We start from the raw sequence: 14,929 nt of genomic DNA, 5'->3' as shown, positions 1-14,929 counted from the left end.
CGGCGGCGCCCAGACTTTCGCGCGAAACGTCCGCAGAAGGAATGCGCTGCCATGCTGCCCTTGCAAGGGGTGACGGTGGTCGAGCTCGGGCAGAACCTGGCCGGCCCCTATGCCAGCGAGATCCTCGGCCTGCTCGGCGCCCGGGTGGTGAAGATCGAGCGGCCGGAGGGCGATGATGCTCGCGGCTGGGGGCCGCCCTTCCATGCCGGGACGGCGACCACCTTCCATGCGGTCAACCGCAACAAGCGCAGCATCGCGCTCGACCTGAAGGACAAGGCGGCGGCCGAGTGGCTGCGCGGCTTCCTGAAGGGTGCCGACATTTTCATCCAGAATATGCGGCCCGGCTCGCTGGAGGCGATGGGCCTCGGGGCGGAGGCGGTGCGGGCGCTGAATCCCCGCCTGATCTACTGCTCGCTCCATGCCTTCGGCGCCGCCGGGCCGCTGGCGCTGAAGCCAGGCTACGAGCCGATCGTGCAGGCCTTCGCCGGGATGTTCAGCGTGAACGGCAGCGCGGAGGCACAGCCGGCGCGGGTCGGGATGCAGGTGCTCGACCTCGGCACCGGGGTTTGGGCGGCGCTCGGCTGCCTCGCCGCCCTGCAGCGGCGGCACCTGACGGGGGAGGGAGCGACGGTCGATACCTCGCTCTTCGAGACCGGCCTCGGCTGGATGGGTCAGCATTTCGCGGGCTTCTTCGAGACCGGGCGGCAGCCGCCGCGGCACCGCAGCGGCAACCCGAAGCTGATCGTCTTCCAGGCCTTCGACACGGCGGATGGCGAGATCGTCGTCGCCGCGGCCAACGACCGGCTCTTCGCCAAATTCGCCACCGTGCTCGGCCATCCCGAATGGGGCGCCGACCCGCGCTTCCGCACCAACAAGGACCGCATCGCGCACCGCGAGATCCTGCTGCCGCTGCTGGAGGCGGCGATGCTGGCGCGCGGCAGCGAGGACTGGGCGGCGGCGCTGGAGGCGGCGGGGGTGCCCTGCTCGCCGATCCATGACCTGGCGGCGGTCGCGGCGCACCCGCAGACCGAGGCGCTGGGCATGGTGGTGGCGGCGCCGGAGGCCCCGCGCGGCATTGGCCTGCCGGTCTCCTTCGACCGCGTCAGGCCGCCGGTGGAGCGCGGCGCGCCGGCGCTCGGCGAGGCGAATGCCGAGTACGGCGCGCCGGTGCCGGTCAGGCCTCCGGCAGGCGGCGGATGACCGCCTCGGCGAAGTCCATGGTGGAGGCGCTGCCGCCGAGGTCGCGGGTGCGGATGCCGTCGCCGTTGAGGGCGCGGTCCACCGCCACGCGCAGCCGGGCGGCGAGGGGCTGGCGGCCGACATGCTCCAGCATGAGCCCGGCGGCGAGCAGCATCGCCAGCGGGTTGGCGATGCCCTTGCCGGCGATGTCGGGGGCCGAGCCGTGCACCGCCTCGAAGATCGCCGCGTCGGCGCCGATATTGGCCCCCGGCGCCATGCCGAGCCCGCCGATCAGCCCCGCCGCCTGGTCGGAGAGGATGTCGCCGAAGAGGTTGGTGGTGACGATGACGTCGAAGCGCCAGGGGTCGAGCACCAGCTGCATGGCGCAGGCATCGACGATGCGGTCGTCCCACTCCACGCGGCCGGCATAGCGCGGCGCCACCTCCTTCGCCGTCTCGAGGAAGATGCCGGTCAGCGCCTTCAGCACATTCGCCTTGTGGACGACCGTCACCTTCTTCCGCCCGTGCTTCACCGCGTAGTCGAAGGCGTATTCCAGGATGCGGCGCGAGCCGGCGCGGGTATTGACGCCGGAGGAGATAGCGACCGCGTGCGGATCGCCCTCGATCGGGATGTAGTGCTCGAAGGCGACGTAGAGCCCCTCGATGTTCTCGCGGACGATGACGAGGTCGATATCCTCGTAGCGGCCGCCGGGCACCATGCTCTTGGCCGGGCGCAGATTGGCGTAGAGGCCGAATTCCTCGCGCAGGCGGACATTGACCGAGCGGAAGCCGCCGCCGACCGGCGTGGTCAGCGGGCCCTTCAGGGCAAGCCGGGTGCGGCGGATGGAATCGAGGGTGACGCCGGGCAGCGGGTCGCCATGCGCCTCGATGCCGGCGAGGCCGCCCTGCTGCACATCCCAGGTGAAGGGCGCCCCGAGCGCCTCCAGGATGGCGACCACGGCCCTGGTGATCTCCGGCCCGATGCCGTCACCGGGGATCAGCGTCGCCGGGATGGCGCCCTGTGTATCCTGTCCACCCATCTGGGGCTCCGCTCTGTGTGAAATCGGTATGACCCGCCGGCTGGCCTTTGCTATGGACCAGCACCTTAAACGGGTCGAACCGACGCCCAAGGTGCCACACCACGCTCGGCCGTGGCCAGACCGGCAGCCGCGGGGCCGGCACCGGCGAAATGGCGGCGGCGGCGGAAACCGCGAATCGGGGCTGGTCGTTGGCGCCGGCACAGCGTCGGAGTCCGCCATGCCCATCGCAGCCGCCAGCGCCGCCCTCACCAACCATCTCCGCACCAGCCTGGAACGCGACGGCGCGCTGCACGGGATGGCGGTGGAGGCGATGACTCTCACCCAGGCGCGGACCAATCCGGGCCATGGCATCGCCCTCATCCTCTGGCGCGTCCAGCCGGAGGAGAATCCCGGCGACACCTCGCCGCTGCGCACCGCCTCCAAGGCCGACCCGCCCGAGGGCGCCGGGATGCGGCTGCGCTACCTGCTGGCTGTGCGCGGCCATGACAGCGCGGCGGAGCAGGCGTTGCTCGGCCGTTGCATGCAGGCGCTGGAGCGGAACCCGCTGATCCAATCCGCTGGCGAGCCGGGCGACATCGAGGCGGAGGCGCTGGTGGTCACGCTCGAACACCTGCCGGACGAGACCTATCTGCGCCTGCTGGATGCCTGTGGCGACCCGCCGCCGCTGCTGCTTCCCTACATGGTCCACAGCATGCGGTTGCGGCCCGGCATGGGTTGAGAGCGGAAGGAACCCCGCCTGGAGCGGCTCGTTCCCCCAGTCATATTGCATTGCAACATGACTGGCCCAGGATTCCCGATGCCCGAAACTCGCACGATCCTCGTCACCGGCGCCTCTAGCGGCATCGGCCGCGCGACCGCCCTTGCTTTCGCCCGCTGCGCCACCGCGCCGGAGGCGATGGCGCCTTCGGCCCGGCCCGGCCCGGTTTCGCGGTAAGCCGCCATGGACATGCATCATCCGAACCTGGCGGCCGAGACCGCCCCCGTGCCTGCCGACCCGCGCCGCGCCCTCGTCCTTTCGGGGGGCATCGCCCTCGGCGCCTTCGAGGCTGGGGCCTACGCCGCCTACGAGGCGGCGGAGGGCGGGGCGCCGCCCTGGGTGCTGGGCGCCTCGGCCGGGGCGCTGAACGCGGCGATCATCGCCGGGAATGCGCCGGGGCAGCGCGTCGCTGCGCTGCGCCGCTTCTGGGAGCGGGCGGCGACCGAGCCGATGCCGCTCGCCGCCGCGATCTTCGGTCCGCCGCCGGACGCCGGGCTCTGGCGCCGCGGCTACAACCAGCTGAGCGCGATGCAGACGCTGCTCCTCGGCAACCCGGTGCTGTTCCGGCCGCGCCTGATGCCGGAATTCGGCCCGGCCGCCTCGCTCTACGAACTCGGACCGCTGATGCGGCTCCTGCCGGAATTCATCGACTTCGACCGGCTGAACGGCGGCGAGGTGCGCCTCACCATCACCGCGACGGATGTGGAGACGGGCGAGCGCGTGGCCTTCGACACCGCTGCGGGCGCGCGGATTGGGCCGGAGCATCTGGCCGCCTCCTCCGCCCTGCTGCCGCTCTTCACCCCTGTCGAGGTCGAGGGGCGGCTGCTGGCGGATGGCGGCATCTCGACCAATGCGCCGATCGACATCGTGCTGGATGCGCCGGGGACGGGACCGCTGCAATGCCTGGTCGTGGAGCTCTTCGCCCGGTCAGGGCGGCGGCCTGCCTCGCTCAGCGCGGCAGTGGCGCGGGCTGGCGACCTCGCCTTCGGCAACCAGACGCGGCAGGCGCTGGAGAGTCGCGTCCGCGAGTACCGCATGCGCGCGCTGATCGGCCGCCTCGCCGCCGAGCTGCCGCCGGAGCGGGAGCGCGAGGCCGAGCTGGCCGCGCTGCTGGCCCATGCCGAGGCAACGGTGGTCCTGCTCAATTACCATGCGGCGGAGGACGAGGCGGGGGCGGGCAAGGTCTTCGACTTCTCCCGCGCCACCCTCGCGGACCGCTGGGCGGCGGGGGAGCGCGGCATGCACGAGGTGCTCGGACGCCTGCGCGAGCCGGCGGCCGCGGCGGTGCTCGCCCCTGGCCTGCTGCTGCATGAGGTGGAGGCGCGCTCCGCCCGCTAGACCATGACCCATGACTGCCGAATCGCGGATCATGGTCCGGCTTGATGTTCGTTCGCATCGTCAGGGCTGTCAGGCGTTTCACGCCGGACCCCGACGGTGCTCCACCGGTCAGCGCCAGTAGCGGTTGTCGCCGGATGGAAAATGCCGTTCCTGCACGCGACGGGCCGAGCCGTAGCATTCGCAGCAGGACGCCTCGAGGCCGGGGCGGTCGGTGATGGTCATCCGCCCGCCGCCATAGCGGATCATCCCCGCCCGCTGCAGCATGCCGGCCGCGACGGTGACGCCGGCGCGGCGGACGCCGAGCATTACAGACAGGAATTCGTGGGTGATCGGGAAGGTGTCGCCCTCGCTGCGGTCGTGCGCCATCAGCAGCCAGCGGGCGAGACGCTGCTCGATATTGTGCCGGCCGTTGCAGGCCGCGGTCCAGGCGATCTGGCTGTGCTGCGCCAGCACGAAGCGCATCATCAGGTCGCGCAGCGCCGCGCTGGCCTCCAGCGCATCGCGGAAATCGGCGTTGGTCAGGCGCCAGGCGGTGCCGGCGCATTGCACCATCACCTCGAATTCGGCGGTGTCGTCGCCGAGCGCTACCGGCCAGCCGGTCATGCCCTCAACTCCGGCAAGGCCGACCTCGGCGCTGTCGCCGTCATCGAGCGGAGCCAGCACGGAGACCCAGCCGGTCTCCAGGAAGTAGACATGCTCGATGCGCTGCTCGGGCGACGCCAGGGTCTGGCGGAGCTCGAGTTCGACCAGCTTCAGCTTCGGGCGAAGCCACGCGAGGTCCTCGGCAGGCAAGGCTGCGAGCAGCCGGTTGCGGGGAGCCGATTCCGGCGCGGTGGCGATGGACAATGGGAAAATCCTTGCCGGGCGGCGGGAAAAGCCTGGCCCAGGCAAGGGCGAAGCCAGTCTAACCTGATTGTTGCCAAAGTGAGCCCGCCCAGCGGCAGGATTAGGCCGTCACCCCTTCACGTTGCTCCCTTTTCCGGCGCGACGGCTGTACGCATCCGATAGATTCAGGAATGATTGCTGTTTTGACGATCAAACCTGCGTCATTCTGCGCCGGGATCCCTGCTCAGGACTCCCAGTCCGGGGCGATGCCGGGGTTCACCATGCGCCGGTCCTTAGGCAGGGCGGCCAGCGCCGCCTGATCCTCGGTATCGAGGCGGAGCGTCGCGGCCTCCATGTTCTCCCGTTGCCGCTCCGGCGAGGCCGCCTTGGGAATGGCCGCGACGCCCTCCATGCCGAGCAGCCAAGCCAGCGCCACCTGCCCGGCCGTCTTGCCATGCTTGCGGGCGATGCGCCCGATCACCGGGTCCTGCAGCACCTCGCCCTTGGCAACCGGCGTGTAGCTGGTCAGCAGCAACTCCTTCTCGCGGCAATAGGCCAGCAGCCGGGACTGGTCGAGGTAGACATGATGCTCGACCTGGAGGCAGGCGAGCGGGGCGATGCCCAACTCCATCGCGCGGCGCAGCAGGCCGAGGGGGAAATTCGCCACCCCCACCGCGCGCGCCAAGCCTTCCTCCCGCATCCGGGCGAGGGAGGCGAGCGCATCGGGCAGGTCGAGCTGCGGGCTCGGCCAATGGATCAGCAGCAGGTCGACATAGGGCTGGCGCAGGCGCTCCAGGCTGGCCTCCGCGGCACGGCGGATCTCGGCGCCCTTTGGCTTGTCGTTCCAGACCTTGGTGGTGAGGTAGAGCTGCTCGCGCGGCAGGCCGGAGGCGGCCAGCGCCGCGCCCACCGCGTCCTCGTTGCCGTACATCTCGGCGGTGTCGACATGTCGGTAGCCCATGCCGAGGGCGGATTCCACCGCCGCCCGGCATTCCGCGCCGCGCATCGGCCAGGTGCCGAAGCCAAGCGCCGGCATGCGGGTCAGCGCCGTCTCAAGCAGCGGGATGGTCATGGGCAAGCTCCTTCTCGGGGGCGAGATTTCGGGTTTCCGGCATGGTGAGCCAGAACAACGCCGCGCCCAACCCCGCGATCGCCGCCAGCGCCAGGAAGGCGGCATCATAGCCGTAATGCACCACGACCAGGCCGGAGAGCGCCCCGCTCACCACCCCGCCGAGGCCATGCACGGTGCCGACCGCACCCTGCGCCGCGGCGAAATGCCCGGTGCCGCGCGTCAGGTCGGCGATGACGACGGGGAAGAGCGCGCCGATCAGCCCGGCACCCACGCCGTCCAGGAGCTGCACGCCGATCAGCCAGGCCGGATGGTCCGAGGCGGTGTAGAGCACGCCGCGCAGCGCGAGCGCCAGGAAGGCGACGAGAAGCAGCGGCCGCCTGCCCCAGGCCTCGGCCCGCGCACCGGCCAGCGCCGCGGCCGGCACCATCACCGATTGCGCGGCGATGGCGCAGATGGCGGTCAGCGCCACGCCCCAGCCGATATTCTGCAGGGCGAGCTTCTGCGCCACCAGCGCCAGCATGGAGCCATTCGCCATGTGGAAGAGCGCGCCGGTGAGGGCGAAGGCGAGCAGCGGCCGGCTGCCTAGCAGCACCCGCCAGCCCTGGCGCGGCGCGGCGCCCACGCTCCCTGGCAGCAGGCCGCGGGCAACGGCGTGGTCGATGGAACGGGCGGGGATGGCGAGCGCCGCCCCGGCGCTGGCAAGGCCCGTCCCGGCCATCACCCAGAACAGCACGGGCGTGCCGAAGAGGGGCGCCATCGCCAGGATCAGCAGGTTGACCGCACCGTTGCCGGCATGGAACAGCGCCTCGTTCCGGCAGGCACGGCGGGCGAAGGCGCCGGGCCCGACCATGCCTAACGAGATGGCGGCGAGCGTCGGCGCGATGGAGGTGCCGGCCAGCCCGCCGATGACGCCCGCCAGGACGACCGGCCAGAAATGCGGCGCCAGCGGGATGACGAGGCAACTCGTCATCACCACCAGCACGGCGCCGGCGAGCAGGGCGCGCTTGGCCCGGATGGCATCGACCAGGAGGCCGATCGGCGTCTGCGCCAGCAGCCCGGCCAAGCCGCCGATCGAGAGGGCGAGGCCGATCTCCGCCGCATCCCAGTGATGTTCGGTCAGCAGGTAGACGCCGAGATAGGCGCCGAGCCCGTAGCGGACATCGGAAAGCAGGATGTTGAGGAGGTCGAGCGCCCGGGTGGGGTTCACCCGGCTTGCCGCAGCTCGGGATGCACGCGTTCCTCCAGTGCCCACCAGCCGGGCGAGTCCAGCAAGGGATGGTCGATGCGACCACGGTGGCCGAGGGTGGCAATGCCTTCGGCCAGCAGGGTCGGGCGCGGGCCGCCGGGCGCGCGGATGTCGAAGGCGCCCGCCTCGTAGCGCCCCTCGCGGCGGGCCAGCAGGCTGCACCAGTCGACGGCGCCGAACAGCGCCCAGGGCGTCACGGCCTCGAAGGGGGCGCCCTCGACGCGGAGCGCTGCCACCGCGGCCCAACATCCGGCGAGCCAGCGGAGCTGCTCGTCCTCCGTGCAGCCGATATGCACCTCGGTGACGGCGAGCGGCAGGCCGGGATAGCGCTGCCAGGCCTCGCGCAGGCGCGGCAGCCAGCCGGTGCTGCCGGGCGGCATCGGCACCCGCACGGCCTCGGTGTCGGCATAGCGGTGGCGGCCGTTGCCGCCATGCGTCCCGGGCGGATAGAGGCCGAGCCGCTGGTCGAGGAACCGCTCGCTGGTAATGTAGTAGTTGAGGCCGAGCAGCATCGGCTCCGGGATGCCGGCTGCGAGATTCTCCAGCAGCGCCTCCGGCACGCCGGCGGCCAGCAGCTTGCCGTGCCAGGGATGGTCGCGCCCGACGCGGCCGCACAGCAGGTCGAGGCTCAGCCAGCGCCGGGCATTCTCGTAGCGCGCCTGGTAGGCCAGCAGCGGCGTGGAAAAGGTGTGGCCGATATCCTCGGTCTGCACGAGCCGCGCATTGGGGATGGCGGCGCGGATCGCCTGCATCGACAGCAGCACGCCATGGCATTCATTCGCCAGGATGCGGAGGAAGCTGGCCTCGCCGGTGCCGAAGGGGGACCAGTGGCCGTAGAGGCCGGAGAAGCGTGCGGTGGTCAGCGGCTCGTTCACCGGCGTCCAGTCGGTGATCCAGGGGTAGCGGCGCGCGACGCGGCCGGCGAATTCCGCCAGCAGGACAGGGAAGCGCGGATCGTCGAGCCCGGTGCGGGCCGGCCCGCTGCCGTGATGGACGATGCCGATGATGGGCGCGATGCCGAGCCGGCGCAGCTCGGCCAGCCGCTCGTCATGCCAGGCCCAGTCGCAATCCAGCGGGCTGTCCGGCGCCACCCGTTCCCAGGAGACGGTGTAGCGGAGTTGACGGATGCCGAGGCCGGCTATGGCCTCGAGATCGGCGATGCGGTCGTGATGCCCGGTTTCCCGGATCTGGTCGCGCCAGCCGCAGGCGGAGCGGAGGACGCTGCATTCGAGGCCCCCCCAAAGCGCCACCGTCATGCGCGACCGTTCCGTTGCCGTTGCGTCCGTAATTCCGCCATGCCGTCATGCTCCCGGTCGATCCTTCCCAATCGCGGCGCGGGAAGACGAAGTTCCTGTCGGTGGGGTAAGGTCTTCACATGGTACGGCGCCGTACACGCTTGCGGCGGAATATCATGCTTGTCCGCAGCCCGGCCGGGTGTAGCCTTCTCGCAATACCGGAGGAGAATAAGTCCATGGACGGCACCGTCGCGGGCGCCTCGCGCCCGGAGATCAGGCTCACCGTTGCGAAGAAGGAGGAGCAGCCCTTCGTAAAGGGCCGGCGCAAATTCTTCCGCTACCGCGACCTCGGCGTCCAGGCGGCCACCGGCGGCAAGCTCCGTGCCCAGGTGATGGAAGCCATCACCGGCATGACCGAGCCGACCGGCTGGCACACCCATGAGTGCGAGGCGCAGTTCATCTACGTCCTGAAGGGCTGGGTGGAACTGGAATTCGAGGACGGCACCCGCACCCGCGCCGAGCTGGGCGATGCCATCCTCATTCCCGGCGGGATGAAGCACAACGAGATCGCCACCTCCGACGACGTGGAGATCCTCGAGCTCTCCATCCCCGGCGACATGGCGACCCGGGCCTGCGACCCGCCGCAAAGGGACTGACCCGGAGGATTGACCGCCGCAGGGCGGAACGAGCATCCTCGCTGCCAGGGACAAGGGAGGAGGGCGCCATGGCCGATCTCGACCGCGAGAGCGTCACCCGCGAGGCACTGGCACAGATGGCGGCGACGCCCGACCCCCGGTTGCGGGAGATCATGGCTGCGGCGACCCGCCACCTCCACGCCTTTGCCCAGGAGGTGAACCTCAAGCCGGATGAATGGCTGGCGGGCATCGCCTTCCTCACCGCGGTCGGCCAAGCCTGCACGCCCTTTCGGCAGGAGTACATTCTGCTTTCCGACGTGCTCGGCCTCTCGCGCCTCGTCAATCTCATGCACGATGCCGAGGGGCGCGAGGCGGCGGGGACGGAGACCAGCCTGCTCGGCCCCTTCTTCCGCGAGCAGGCGCCGGAATTCGCGCTCGGCGAAAGCATCGCCGTGCACGACACGGGTGGGACGGAGATCGTCATCTTCGGCCGGGTGACGGATAGCGAGGGCCGGCCGCTGCCGGGCGCCGAGATCGACATCTGGCAGACCAATGCCGCGGGACTCTACGACCTGCAGGCGGGCGACGCGACGGTGATGGACATGCGCGGCCGCTTCCGCGCCGATGCCGAGGGGCGCTTCCACATGCGCACGGTGAAGCCGATCGGCTACAGCATCCCGCTGGACGGGCCGGTCGGCAAGTTCGTCAAGCAGCAAAACCGGCATGGGATGCGGCCAGCGCATATCCACATCCTCGTCGCCGTGCCGGGGCACCGCGAGCTGGTGACGGCGCTCTATTTCGGCGACGACCCCAATATCGACAGCGACACCGTCTTCGGCGTCTCCCACTCGCTGGTGGTGCGGGAGGCGATGGGCCTGCCCGGCGCGCCGCGGGCGGACCTGCCGGCCGTGCAATACGATTTCCGCCTCTCGCGCCTCGGCGCCGGGGATGGCGGCGGGAGGGTAGGCTCTGATCCATCAAAGCTGATGCCAGCGGCGGAATAGCCGCGGCAGGGGTTTCGGGGAGGACAACAACAATGACCAGGATGACGAGGCGGGCGCTCGGCCGGCTTGCGGCCGGGGCGACCGTGCTGGCGGCGGCGCCGGGCCTCTCCTTCGCCCAGGGTTCCAACCCGCTCCGCATCGGCTATTCCATGTCGCTTTCGGGCGGGCTGGCGCCAAACGGCCGCTCCTCCCTCCTCGCGCACAGGATCTGGCAGGAGGACGTGAACGCCCGCGGTGGCATCCTCGGCCGCCCCGTCGAGCTGGTCTACTACGACGACCAGAGCAGCCCGGCGAACGTGCCCGGCCTCTACACGAAGCTGCTCGATGTCGACCGGGTCGACATGGTCACCTCTTCCTATGCGACGGTGATGATCGCGCCCTCCATGCCCGTCGTGATGCAGCGCAACATGTGCTACGTCACGCTGCTCGGGGCCGGGGTGAACGAGGCGTTCAAGTACGACCGCTACTTCAACATGAACGTCACTGGCGACGACATCCGCGCCAATTATGCCAAGGGCTTCCTCGACGTCGCCGCCAGGCTGCCGACGCCGCCGCGGACCATCGCCATCCTCGCCGTGGACAACGAATTCGCCCAGAAGGCGGCCGAGAGCGCGCGCTACCTCTCGAAGCAGCGCGGGTTGCGCATCGTCTATGACCGCTCCTACCCGCCGACGACGGTCGACTTCACGCCGACCCTGCGCTCCATCCAGGCGGCGCGACCGGACCTGATCTTCATCGGCTCCTACCCGCCGGATTCCAACGGCATCCTGCGCGCGGCCAGCGAGTTGCGGATCACCGCGCAGATGTTCGGCGGCGGCATGATCGGGCCGCAGATCGCGGCGGTGCAGGCGCAGCTCGGCCCCATCCTGAACAACCTGGTGACCTGGGACATCTACTCGCCGGAGCCGACGATGGACTTCCCCGGCATCCGCGCCTTCCAGGAGAAGTACCGGGCGCGCGCCGTGCAGGAGCAGGTGGACGTGCTCGGCAACTACCTGCAGCCCTATGCCTATGCGCAGATGCAGGTGGTGGAGCAGGCGCTGAACCGCGTCGGGAAGCTGGACCAGGCGGCGCTGGCCGGGGACATGCACGCCAGCATCTTCAACACCGTCGTCGGCGACATCCGCTTCGGCGCGCACGGCGAATGGGCGGAGCCGCGCAACCTGCTGGTGCAGTTCCAGGGCATCCGCGACGGCGACCTCGAGAAGTACAAGAAGCCCGGCGCCAAGGTCATCCTCTTCCCGGAGAGCCTGAAGTCCGGCGAGCTGCGCATCCCCTACGGCGCCCCGGCCTGAACGGCCAATGGACGGCGATCTTGCCCTCCTGCTGAACGGCATCGTCTCCGGCCTGCTGCTGGGCGGGCTCTATGCCGCAGCGGCGGCGGGGCTCGCGGTGTCCTTCGGCATGCTCGACATCGTCAACATCGCGCATCCGGCGCTGATGGTGGCGGGCGGCTTCCTCGTCGTGCTGGTCGGCACCGCGCTCGGGATCGACCCGCTGCTGGCCGCCGTGCTGCTGGCGGTGCCTTTCTACGTCCTGGGCGTCGCCATCTACACCTTCTACCACCACTTCTTCGAGCGGCGCGGCGACGAGGCGTTGCAGGGCCTCGCCTTCTTCTTCGGGGTGATGTTCATCATCGAGGTCGGGCTGGTGATGGCCTTCGGGCCGGAGCAGCGCTTCCTCGACCCGCCCTATGCCTTCGTCACCTGGCGCATCGGCGAGATCGACATCCCGCTGCGGATGCTGGCGCCGGCGCTGCTGGCGATGGCGGCGATCGGGGCGCTGTGGGTCTTCCTTCGCCGCAGCTTCACCGGGCTTGCCATCTCCGCCGTGGCGCAGGATGCCGAGGCGCTGCGGCTGATGGCGGTGGACCCGGTGCGGATCAAGCGGCTGGCCTTCGGCCTCTCGGTGGCGCTGGCCGCCATCGCGGGCGGGGCGCTGGTGGTGGTGCAGCCGGTGGAGCCATCCTCCGGCCAGGTCTTCATCGGCCGCGTCTTCGCAGTCTGCATCATGGGCGGGATGGGGAGTTTGCCGGGCTGTATCCTCGCTGCCTTCCTCTTCGGCGTGGTCGAGAACGTGACGGCGAGCTTCTACGGCCCGTCCTGGTCGCCGGCGGTCGCCTTCGGCTGGCTGCTGCTGGTGCTGGCGGTGCGGCCGCAGGGCCTGTTCGGGAAGCTGGCATGAGCGACGCCTCACTGCCCCTCGCCCCGGCGCCGGCGATGGCCGCGGGCGGACGGCGGCACCTGCCCTTCTGGCTCGGCGCGGTCGGCGTCGCCGTGCTGGTCTTCGTCGCACTCCGGGCGATCGGCAACGACTACGGCTACTTCGCCGGCTACTTCATCCTGCAATATGTCGTGCTGGCGACGGCCTGGAACATCCTCGGCGGCTACGCGGGCTATGTGAATTTCGGCGCAGCCGGCTTCATGGCGGCCGGAGCCTACACCGCGATCGCGCTGCGTAAGGCGACGGGGCTCGACCTGCTGCCGGGCATCGCTGCGGCCGCCGTGGTTGGCGCGCTGCTCGGGCTGGGGACGGGCTACCTGACGCTGCGGCTGCGCGGGGTCTACTTCTCCATCGCCACGCTCTGCCTCGCCGTCGTGTTGCAGACCCTGGTGGTGAACTGGGACTATGTCGGCGGCTCGCGCGGCGCCTATATCGTGCGTCCGCGCGAGGTGGCGCCCTTCACCAGCTACGGCGAATACCTGTTCCTCGTCATGCTGCTGCTGGCGGTGCTCGCTGTCGGCATCGCCCGCACGGTGGAGGTGACGCGGCTTGGGCGCGGCCTCCAGGCCATCCGCGACAATGAGCGCGCGGCCGAGGCGGTGGGCGTGCCGACCTTGCGGCTCAAGCTGGTGGCGACCGCGCTCTGCGGCGCGCTGATGGCCGTCGCTGGCGCGCCGCTGCCCTATTACAGCGGCTACCTCAACCCGGAGGGCGCCTTCAGCCTGGCCTATGCAGTGAATGCCATCGCCATGCCGCTGATTGGTGGCGCCGGCACCTGGGCCGGGCCGGTGATCGGCGCGGTGCTGCTCGGCAGCCTGCAGCAGGCGGCGACGGTGACGATCTCCTCCGCGCTCAACCTCTTCATCGTCGGCTGGATGCTGGTGATCTTCGTCGCGGTGGCGCCGCGCGGCATCCTCGGCTGGTTCAGGCGGCGGCGATAAGCGGGGCCCTGCTCAGGGCCGAGGGCGTCGGCAAGCGCTTCGGCGGCTTCACCGCCCTGCATGCGGTCGATCTCGAATTGCGTGCCGGGGAGAGGCTGGGGCTGATCGGGCCGAACGGCTCCGGCAAGTCCACCTTCGTCAACTGCATCTCCGGCGATTTCGCGGCGCATGACGGACGGGTGAGCCTCGACGGCCAGGCGCTCGACGGGCTGAAGCCGCATCGGCGGGCGCGGCTTGGCCTGGCGCGGACCTTCCAGTTGCCGCAGCCCTTCGGCAGCCTCTCGGTGCTCGAGAATGTGCGGGTGCCGGTGCTCTTCGCCGGGCAGGCGGGCTCGGCGACCGCGCGGGCGATGCAATGCCTGGAGCAGGTGGAGATGGCAGGCAAGGCGGAGTGCCTGCCGCGCGAGCTGACCCAGGTGGAGCTGCGCCGGCTGGAGCTAGCGCGGGCCATCGCGCTCGACCCCCAGCTGCTCATCGCCGACGAGGCGATGGCGGGCCTCTCCAATACCGAGGTCGACCAGATCCTCGCCCTGCTGTTCCGGCTGAACGCGGCGGGCACGGCCATCATCATGATCGAGCACATCATGCGGGCGGTGACGGCCTTCGCCGAGCGGCTGGTGGTCTTCGTCGCCGGCCGCAAGATCGCCGACGGCGTGCCGCGCGAGGTGCTGGCGCTCCGGGAGGTGGAAGATGCCTATCTTGGCCGGCAATAGCCTCGAGATCGCGGGCCTCGATGCCGGCTACGGCGCGGTGCGGGTGTTGCAGGGCGTCTCGCTCAGCGTGCCGGCGGGGCAGACGGTGGTGCTGCTCGGCACCAACGGCAACGGCAAGACGACGCTGATGCGCAGCATCATGGGCCAGATCCGCGCGACGGCGGGCCGCATCCGCGCGAGCATCGAGGGCCAGGAGAGGGAGCTGGTCGGCCTGTCGCCGGAGCAGGTGGTGGAACTCGGCATCGTGCTGGTACCGGAGGGGCGGCGGCTCTTCCCACGGCTCAGCGTCGAGCAGAACCTGCGGCTCGGCGCCTATCGCGCGACCGCGCGGGCGGCGCTCGGTGAGAACCTCGCCCTCTGCTATGAGCTTTTCCCAAGGCTGGCGGAGCGGCGGGCGCAGCTCGTCGGCAGCATGAGCGGGGGCGAGCAGCAGATGGTGGCGCTCGGCCGGGCGCTGATGTCGGCGCCGCGCATCCTGCTGGTGGACGAACCTTCGGTCGGCCTTGCGCCGATTTTGGTGGCGCGGACAATGGAGATGATCGCCGAGATGAAGGCGCGGCTCGGCCTCACCGTGCTGATGGCGGAGCAGAATTTCCATCAGGCGGTGCGCATCGCCGATCGCGGCTATGTCATCGTCCACGGCCATATCGAGTTCGAGGGCGAGAGCGCCGCGGCGCTGCGCGACAACGACCTGGTGCGGCAGGTCTACCTCGGGCTGTAGG

The 14,929-nt window shown here is 70.5% G+C and carries 16 protein-coding genes; 11 read left to right on the top strand and 5 right to left on the bottom strand.

Annotated features, from left to right (window positions below; translation table 11 throughout):
* Nucleotides 1–51 precede the first annotated feature (51 nt).
* On the top strand, nucleotides 52–1,200 hold the full coding sequence (locus tag JMJ56_RS13630; RefSeq protein ID WP_202832315.1) for a CaiB/BaiF CoA transferase family protein: 1,149 nt from the start codon (nucleotides 52–54) through the stop codon (nucleotides 1,198–1,200).
* Here JMJ56_RS13630 and JMJ56_RS13625 read toward each other — a convergent pair.
* Complete coding sequence (locus tag JMJ56_RS13625) at nucleotides 1,175–2,218, bottom strand: isocitrate/isopropylmalate dehydrogenase family protein (RefSeq protein ID WP_202832314.1); 1,044 nt, start codon at nucleotides 2,216–2,218, stop codon at nucleotides 1,175–1,177. The two genes, JMJ56_RS13630 and JMJ56_RS13625, sit on opposite strands and share 26 nt — an antisense overlap.
* A gap of 217 nt (nucleotides 2,219–2,435) precedes the next feature.
* Between JMJ56_RS13625 and JMJ56_RS13620 the strand changes: the two genes are divergently transcribed.
* The 3 genes from JMJ56_RS13620 to JMJ56_RS13610 all read left to right on the top strand — a co-directional run bounded on the left by JMJ56_RS13620 (nucleotide 2,436) and on the right by JMJ56_RS13610 (nucleotide 4,313).
* Nucleotides 2,436–2,936: a Pvc16 family protein gene (locus JMJ56_RS13620; protein ID WP_202832313.1), complete on the top strand. Its 501-nt coding sequence runs from the start codon at nucleotides 2,436–2,438 to the stop codon at nucleotides 2,934–2,936.
* 78 nt (nucleotides 2,937–3,014) lie between these two features.
* Nucleotides 3,015–3,152: a hypothetical protein gene (locus JMJ56_RS13615; RefSeq protein WP_202832312.1), complete on the top strand. Its 138-nt coding sequence runs from the start codon at nucleotides 3,015–3,017 to the stop codon at nucleotides 3,150–3,152.
* Between the two features lie 6 nt (nucleotides 3,153–3,158).
* Nucleotides 3,159–4,313: a patatin-like phospholipase family protein gene (locus JMJ56_RS13610; RefSeq protein WP_202832311.1), complete on the top strand. Its 1,155-nt coding sequence runs from the start codon at nucleotides 3,159–3,161 to the stop codon at nucleotides 4,311–4,313.
* Between the two features lie 108 nt (nucleotides 4,314–4,421).
* Here the strand turns inward: JMJ56_RS13610 and JMJ56_RS13605 are convergent, their stop codons facing one another.
* From JMJ56_RS13605 to JMJ56_RS33845, 4 genes are all read right to left on the bottom strand, one after another.
* Nucleotides 4,422–5,159: a Crp/Fnr family transcriptional regulator gene (locus tag JMJ56_RS13605; protein ID WP_236037738.1), complete on the bottom strand. Its 738-nt coding sequence runs from the start codon at nucleotides 5,157–5,159 to the stop codon at nucleotides 4,422–4,424.
* Nucleotides 5,160–5,382: 223 nt separating this feature from the next.
* Entirely contained in the window at nucleotides 5,383–6,210 is an 828-nt protein-coding gene (locus tag JMJ56_RS13600) for an aldo/keto reductase (RefSeq protein ID WP_202832310.1), read from the bottom strand.
* On the bottom strand, nucleotides 6,191–7,417 hold the full coding sequence (locus JMJ56_RS13595; RefSeq protein WP_328702375.1) for an MFS transporter: 1,227 nt from the start codon (nucleotides 7,415–7,417) through the stop codon (nucleotides 6,191–6,193). Before JMJ56_RS13595 ends, JMJ56_RS13600 begins: the two co-directional genes overlap by 20 nt.
* Nucleotides 7,414–8,712, bottom strand: coding sequence for a glycoside hydrolase family 1 protein (locus tag JMJ56_RS33845; RefSeq protein WP_236037737.1), 1,299 nt, complete (start codon nucleotides 8,710–8,712; stop codon nucleotides 7,414–7,416). Before JMJ56_RS33845 ends, JMJ56_RS13595 begins: the two co-directional genes overlap by 4 nt.
* Nucleotides 8,713–8,927: 215 nt before the next feature.
* Between JMJ56_RS33845 and JMJ56_RS13590 the strand changes: the two genes are divergently transcribed.
* The 7 genes from JMJ56_RS13590 (at nucleotide 8,928) to JMJ56_RS13560 (ending at nucleotide 14,928) form a co-directional block, all read left to right on the top strand.
* Nucleotides 8,928–9,347, top strand: coding sequence for a cupin domain-containing protein (locus JMJ56_RS13590; RefSeq protein ID WP_202832308.1), 420 nt, complete (start codon nucleotides 8,928–8,930; stop codon nucleotides 9,345–9,347).
* A gap of 68 nt (nucleotides 9,348–9,415) precedes the next feature.
* Nucleotides 9,416–10,330: a dioxygenase family protein gene (locus JMJ56_RS13585; protein ID WP_202832307.1), complete on the top strand. Its 915-nt coding sequence runs from the start codon at nucleotides 9,416–9,418 to the stop codon at nucleotides 10,328–10,330.
* A gap of 32 nt (nucleotides 10,331–10,362) precedes the next feature.
* Nucleotides 10,363–11,625 carry an amino acid ABC transporter substrate-binding protein gene (locus JMJ56_RS13580; RefSeq protein ID WP_202832306.1) on the top strand — a complete coding sequence of 421 codons (1,263 nt, stop codon included), beginning with the start codon at nucleotides 10,363–10,365 and terminating at the stop codon, nucleotides 11,623–11,625.
* Between the two features lie 7 nt (nucleotides 11,626–11,632).
* Nucleotides 11,633–12,514: a branched-chain amino acid ABC transporter permease gene (locus JMJ56_RS13575; RefSeq protein ID WP_202832305.1), complete on the top strand. Its 882-nt coding sequence runs from the start codon at nucleotides 11,633–11,635 to the stop codon at nucleotides 12,512–12,514.
* Nucleotides 12,511–13,494: a branched-chain amino acid ABC transporter permease gene (locus JMJ56_RS13570; protein WP_202832304.1), complete on the top strand. Its 984-nt coding sequence runs from the start codon at nucleotides 12,511–12,513 to the stop codon at nucleotides 13,492–13,494. The genes JMJ56_RS13575 and JMJ56_RS13570 overlap by 4 nt, the downstream gene beginning before the upstream one ends.
* Entirely contained in the window at nucleotides 13,473–14,207 is a 735-nt protein-coding gene (locus JMJ56_RS13565; RefSeq protein WP_268885010.1) for an ABC transporter ATP-binding protein, read from the top strand. Before JMJ56_RS13570 ends, JMJ56_RS13565 begins: the two co-directional genes overlap by 22 nt.
* Nucleotides 14,185–14,928: an ABC transporter ATP-binding protein gene (locus tag JMJ56_RS13560; protein WP_202832303.1), complete on the top strand. Its 744-nt coding sequence runs from the start codon at nucleotides 14,185–14,187 to the stop codon at nucleotides 14,926–14,928. The genes JMJ56_RS13565 and JMJ56_RS13560 overlap by 23 nt, the downstream gene beginning before the upstream one ends.
* The last annotated feature ends 1 nt before the right edge of the window (nucleotide 14,929 follow it).

This window comes from Belnapia arida, from assembly GCF_016773205.1.
GTDB classification, from domain to species: Bacteria; Pseudomonadota; Alphaproteobacteria; order Acetobacterales; family Acetobacteraceae; genus Belnapia; species Belnapia arida.
Note: the sequence above shows the minus strand (reverse complement) of the source record. Positions and strands in the feature narration are given on the sequence as shown.

Excerpts from the sequence above, each read along its gene's own strand:
- JMJ56_RS13610 (WP_202832311.1), top strand. The coding sequence starts at position 3,159 with ATGGACATGCATCATCCGAACCTGGCGGCCGAGACCGCCCCCGTGCCT.
- JMJ56_RS13600 (WP_202832310.1), bottom strand. The coding sequence starts at position 6,210 with ATGACCATCCCGCTGCTTGAGACGGCGCTGACCCGCATGCCGGCGCTT.
- JMJ56_RS13620 (WP_202832313.1), top strand. The coding sequence starts at position 2,436 with ATGCCCATCGCAGCCGCCAGCGCCGCCCTCACCAACCATCTCCGCACC.
- JMJ56_RS13570 (WP_202832304.1), top strand. The coding sequence starts at position 12,511 with ATGAGCGACGCCTCACTGCCCCTCGCCCCGGCGCCGGCGATGGCCGCG.
- JMJ56_RS33845 (WP_236037737.1), bottom strand. The coding sequence starts at position 8,712 with ATGACGGTGGCGCTTTGGGGGGGCCTCGAATGCAGCGTCCTCCGCTCC.
- JMJ56_RS13630 (WP_202832315.1), top strand. The coding sequence starts at position 52 with ATGCTGCCCTTGCAAGGGGTGACGGTGGTCGAGCTCGGGCAGAACCTG.
- JMJ56_RS13580 (WP_202832306.1), top strand. The coding sequence starts at position 10,363 with ATGACCAGGATGACGAGGCGGGCGCTCGGCCGGCTTGCGGCCGGGGCG.
- JMJ56_RS13625 (WP_202832314.1), bottom strand. The coding sequence starts at position 2,218 with ATGGGTGGACAGGATACACAGGGCGCCATCCCGGCGACGCTGATCCCC.
- JMJ56_RS13585 (WP_202832307.1), top strand. The coding sequence starts at position 9,416 with ATGGCCGATCTCGACCGCGAGAGCGTCACCCGCGAGGCACTGGCACAG.
- JMJ56_RS13560 (WP_202832303.1), top strand. The coding sequence starts at position 14,185 with ATGCCTATCTTGGCCGGCAATAGCCTCGAGATCGCGGGCCTCGATGCC.
- JMJ56_RS13590 (WP_202832308.1), top strand. The coding sequence starts at position 8,928 with ATGGACGGCACCGTCGCGGGCGCCTCGCGCCCGGAGATCAGGCTCACC.
- JMJ56_RS13615 (WP_202832312.1), top strand. The coding sequence starts at position 3,015 with ATGCCCGAAACTCGCACGATCCTCGTCACCGGCGCCTCTAGCGGCATC.
- JMJ56_RS13575 (WP_202832305.1), top strand. The coding sequence starts at position 11,633 with ATGGACGGCGATCTTGCCCTCCTGCTGAACGGCATCGTCTCCGGCCTG.